At 39.3% G+C, this 4,779-nt stretch carries 5 protein-coding genes and 1 pseudogene; 1 reads left to right on the forward strand and 5 read right to left on the reverse strand.

Annotated features, from left to right (window positions below; genetic code table 11):
- From RH88_RS01855 to RH88_RS01865, 3 genes and pseudogenes are all read right to left on the reverse strand, one after another.
- Window positions 1-125: pseudogene (locus RH88_RS01855) on the reverse strand (recombinase family protein); the annotation flags it as partial.
- Window positions 126-263: 138 nt separating this feature from the next.
- Entirely contained in the window at window positions 264-1,820 is a 1,557-nt protein-coding gene (locus RH88_RS01860) for a kinetochore Spc7 family protein (RefSeq protein ID WP_005593071.1), read from the reverse strand.
- 102 nt (window positions 1,821-1,922) lie between these two features.
- Window positions 1,923-2,990: a tyrosine-type recombinase/integrase gene (locus tag RH88_RS01865; protein ID WP_005593072.1), complete on the reverse strand. Its 1,068-nt coding sequence runs from the start codon at window positions 2,988-2,990 to the stop codon at window positions 1,923-1,925.
- 309 nt (window positions 2,991-3,299) lie between these two features.
- Here RH88_RS01865 and RH88_RS23505 point away from each other — a divergent pair, with 309 nt between their 5' ends.
- Window positions 3,300-3,455, forward strand: a complete 156-nt coding sequence (locus RH88_RS23505) for a hypothetical protein (RefSeq protein WP_160162580.1) — start codon at window positions 3,300-3,302, stop codon at window positions 3,453-3,455.
- Window positions 3,456-3,723: 268 nt separating this feature from the next.
- On the opposite strand, the gene RH88_RS01870 is transcribed toward RH88_RS23505, so the two are convergent.
- Both RH88_RS01870 and RH88_RS01875 read right to left on the reverse strand, forming a co-directional pair.
- A complete protein-coding gene (locus RH88_RS01870) occupies window positions 3,724-3,969 on the reverse strand; it encodes a hypothetical protein (protein WP_005593073.1) in 246 nt (81 codons plus the stop codon).
- A gap of 198 nt (window positions 3,970-4,167) precedes the next feature.
- On the reverse strand, window positions 4,168-4,779 hold a 612-nt coding region (locus RH88_RS01875), incomplete at its 5' end, for a hypothetical protein (protein ID WP_005593074.1).

Raw genomic sequence — 4,779 nt, forward strand, 5'->3', positions numbered from 1 at the left:
AAGATGTTCTCTTGATAGAAAGAAGCAATCTGTAGATTTTTGGATTTAACGAATTCTCGTAACTCTTGCTTAGCACGAGAGGAGTCCTGCTCATTGGTCGAGGCTCTTAAATAAGCTCTTATCATTTTGTATTTCCCTAAAATAGCGTTTTGTCTACTTTAAACCGTCTACGAAATAGTGTCTATTTTAAACTGTTTTTTAAATGGAGATTTGTGAGGAGCAACCTGTCTCTTTTAGGTATGGTTAAAAAAGACAGGTTTTTGTTAGGAAAGTTCGTTCTCAGAGATAGAAGCTCGAAAGACTTTCTCTGCTTTCTTGCTAGTCATTAGAGATTGAGCAGAAATTGCTAGCGGCTGTAGAAATCCTGGAAGGCTTTCATTGAGGTTATCGAGAAACATATTGGTAAACTTTTCTACCAATGCAGGTCTCTTGTTTGCTTTCATTACTAGCTGCATAAAACTAGCTTCAACCAACGCCACTATGGTTGCCTTAACCTTTAAGGTCACTTCTGACAACTGCGTTTTCATAGCAACGAGGGCTTCTTTAACTAGAGTTAATTCCTGCTTTTTCTCCTCGATTTGAGCTTCCAGAAACGTTAGCTTTTCTCGCCTCTGTAATATCTCCAAATCATACCTTACCAGATCTTCCGCATGATACATTTGCGCCATAAGTAACGCATCTCTACTTTCTTCTAGTTGCTTCTCTGTCGAAGACAGTAATGCTTGTATCTCGACCAAATTCAACCGTTCCTTTTTAATTTCCTCTTGAACCATCGTTTCAAGATTAAAACTCCGTTGTGACTTTGGTAAGCTTGATTGAACATTCATTATTCGTCGTTGCTCAGAACGCCGCTCTTCTTCATGAGCAAATTCTGCCTGTAAACCAAGATTATTCAAAAATCGATGATTAACGAACGAGTAAAACATCCTGTTAAACTCATATTGTGAAATTGAAAGCTGCCAACCTTGTAGTTTTCCATCTAGAGGCAGCATCTCAGTTGAATGCACAGGGCCGAATGAACGCTGGAAGCTTGCCGTAGCGATGCGCTGTTGTTTCAATAAATCTCGGCACTTAGTTTTCTTATTCAGTGTTGACACATACACATGACAGTGTGCGCCAGTATCAACATTTAATAGTCGTTCATCATGATGGGTTAACACTAGAGGTATCTCAAAGTCAGGGAAATACTTCTCATAAAACGCCATTGCCATCTTTGAGTATTGTTCCAATGGAACAATACTAGTATCAACTTTCCATCGATGTGGAATTTTGAAAACGACCTCTTGCAGATACGCCTGATTAGATCTTGGTTCTGACCCACATAGCTCATTATGTAAATCAAAATACTCAGTGAGCATTGACATACGCTGTTTCGCTCTCGCCATAACTGGTGGGTTATCACGAAGCTTACGCCACCAGCTTGGCGGAATCGCCTGATCATCTCGCACCTCATGCCAACGGTTCATTAAATCAGCGGCATCATGATTACCACGCTTCAGCTCCGATGCCATTGCATCTTTTAGCTTGCGCTTGGATTCAGCCCGTTTCTTTAATTTAACGTTACGTTTAGCGACCCTTGGTTCAGGTAGGAGATTATATAAAATCTCCTCCTTTTCCTCATCGTTGAACTGAGACAGCTTTTCCGTTCTCCCATAGCGATCTATCAGGTTATAACCAGCAAATTCATCACGCCATTCCAAAGTCTTCACTTGCAAAAGGGGTATACGCAAAGAGTGAGCAAGTGATTTTTTAAGGGCTTTTCTGTCTGTTGAACTATAGGTAAAATTAGCGATACTAAAGAACAAGTGTATGGGCTTCATAGCTCCTCCTAGTACAAATAGCCCTCAACACAAATTCGAATCCACCATGGTTTATAAACAGGTATTGATACAATGGGGGTTTCTGATTTCTACTACCAGCCATTACGCCACCTCACCAAATAAATCTTTACCATTCGTGTTAGCGGCTTTCTTCTTAAAATGCAGATCTAATATGTTAGTCTGGTCTTCTGCATCTTCGACGATCCACTTCGCATAAACTTTATCAATCATTTCTGTATCAGCATGCCCCATGACTTTCGCCAACCAATCCTTGTTCACTCCCGCTGTCAACGCGTGGCTAGCGAACGTGTGACGCATCTGAGAAATACCCCTTGCTTCGATCGACTCACAGTATGTTTTTAGATGCAATTGATCCGCGTCTTTAATGAACTTCTTCCAGAACTTTTGAGTGACATCTTTTACATCTCTAAAATGATTTCCATTTTGATCAGTAAACAGAAAAACACATTTCTCTTGAGTGCGAGTTTTACCATCGCGGCCTACGCGATTTAATTTCACTTCGCTATGGTTAGCGGCACGTTTGAGTTGCTCCCTTAAAATAGTATGTAAACTACTATTAATGGGGATCTTGCGTTGTGAATGTACGGTTTTTGTACATTTCAGTTCACCCATTACCATAGAGTTTTGAACTGTAAGGGTCTTATTTTTCAGATCTACATCTGAAGTTCTTAAGGCGATAGCTTCACATGTTCGCAGACCGCTATATGCCATAACAAGGCAAAGGGCTTTACCACTATCGATAGCCGTCAACGTTTTTTCAAAAGTTCTTAGCTCTTTTAAGGTAAATGGGAATGCAGAGTCATGCTCACCTAGGATCCTGTTTCTAATCCCAGCCATTGGTGACTTGGTTATGTTTTCATTATGCAGAGCAACATTAAACACTGCTCTCAACAGGCGAAAATACTCATTCAATGTTTTGTTTTTATAACGTTTATTGTCTTCCACATAATCCATCCATTCTAGGATATCTACGTGCTGTATCTCTGCAATATCATACTCACCGAAATGGTGGTTCAATTGGTTTAGCTTCGAATCGTCTGCATTTTTCGTAGACTTTTGATGGACGTTTCGAACACTTCGTTTGAAGACTTCAACAAAGTCAGAGAAAGTCATGTAACGCTGTTTTGATTTTAGTTTCTGATTTAACAAGATTTTATCCTCAGTAGGGGGTTGTGTTGAGCGCACTCTAACCAACAAGGAAAAAACTGTAAATATGAAAAAATTACAGAAATCAGCCACTTGCAAAAAAGCACATAATAAATCAAATGGATCTATCTTTAGAATATTTTTAGTGATTTATGACAACCTTTATAACTATTAGTTTGGACTGTTAAATTTGCCTATATAATTGAAGTGTTTATAAAAAAGGGACTGAATCACTCAAAAACCAAGTTGATGCTCTATGTAAAATGAAAGCTATGGCAGCGGATAACCTAGCTCCACCTACTGGCAGGTGAAATGTCAAAACTGGCACTCAATGTGCCAAGACTGGCAGTTGATGTGCCAAAGTTGGCAGAAGAACTGCCAACAAGCCCGAATCCGCTCTATGGGACACAAGTTAAGACTTCTTGTTGTTCATGGTTATACAAGGAATACCTCAATCAACATTTGTAGAACTGGAGCGAAGCAAAAGCGTGTGGAAAAGGCTGAGTGTATCACGAGAGAAAGGCATCCCAGCTGATGCAAGGATACACAACCTAAAAGCATTCAAAGACCAGACGGCTTAGAAGCTACAAGATAGAATGCAGAGAATTCTGATAGATTAGATCCCCAACATAACGTGCCAGCCATAAAGCCTGGCACGTTTTTATTTTAATGGCTCTAAATTGCTTTTGGACATAAACGTGTCAGCGCCTTGACTAAATTAGAAAGGCCTGAATAACTACAGGTATTGCAAGTCAGACCCCGAATCTAATTCATAGAAAAACTCATCGCCTTCCATTAAGTCATCTTCTTTGATATCCAAAAAACGAGAGCAAACTAGTCTCATTTTCTCTTCTTCCGAAAGAGAATCGTTTTGCTCTAGCCCTAACTTACCTGGTGCTACATTTGCAATTTCATCAGCACCTACAGTAGAAAGATGCATTCCCTCAAGAAGTTCTTTCTTTGATGGTCGCATTTTACTCATATTTCACTTCTCTCGGCACATAATGATATTAGATAATGTATAACATAGTGTGTTACCAGACAAACGCAGTAAACCACTAGACAACCAGGTTTGGGGCACAAACGTGCTAGCGACGATCCGCTGGCATATCTTTGGACAAAAGCACGTTAGTGTCACTACCCTAATGTGTTTCCAGATTAGGAAAAGTGTGTTGAAGCTTTACCTATGAGTTAACAAAATAACTCCATAATAGAGTTTTTCATTTCTACCACTGGAAATGTATAACTTATTAACATATTCCAGCTCAGCGTTACTGTCTTTGGGAAGCTTATCCTCAACAAAATCTCGAACGTCAGATACGCCACTACCATGCCATTGATGTTTTGTTTCATAAGACAGGGGCTTGTTTAATGTAAACTGACGATTATTAAGCTCGTAATCAACAACTATATAGTCAAAAGCCCCAAAATCGTTAAGGTCGACATCTTCCTGTAAAGTAATGAAACGCGCAGTACCAGCTAGTTTATCTCTAGCTCTCTCATTACCACCTGCATTAAGTATGAATGGGTTATGAGTGTAGCTTAAACTTTTCGCTATTTGGGTGTCACTAAAACCAAGCTCATGAAAAACAAAGTACATTAACAATGTTAAAAGGCGATCTTTTAATTGAACCTCCTTTGTGATTTCTCCACTTATCACCGTATTGTAATTTAGTCCGTGCGCCACACTATTTCTGAGTCTCTTTAGTATATTGAAGTCATCGTCACTGAAAGAAATAACCTCTTTAATTTCATTGCTTGTTTTACTCATCAAGAAGTCATATTTGTGCTT

Origin of the sequence: Vibrio scophthalmi LMG 19158 (assembly GCF_000222585.1) — a bacterium.
GTDB classification, from domain to species: domain Bacteria; phylum Pseudomonadota; class Gammaproteobacteria; order Enterobacterales; family Vibrionaceae; genus Vibrio; species Vibrio scophthalmi.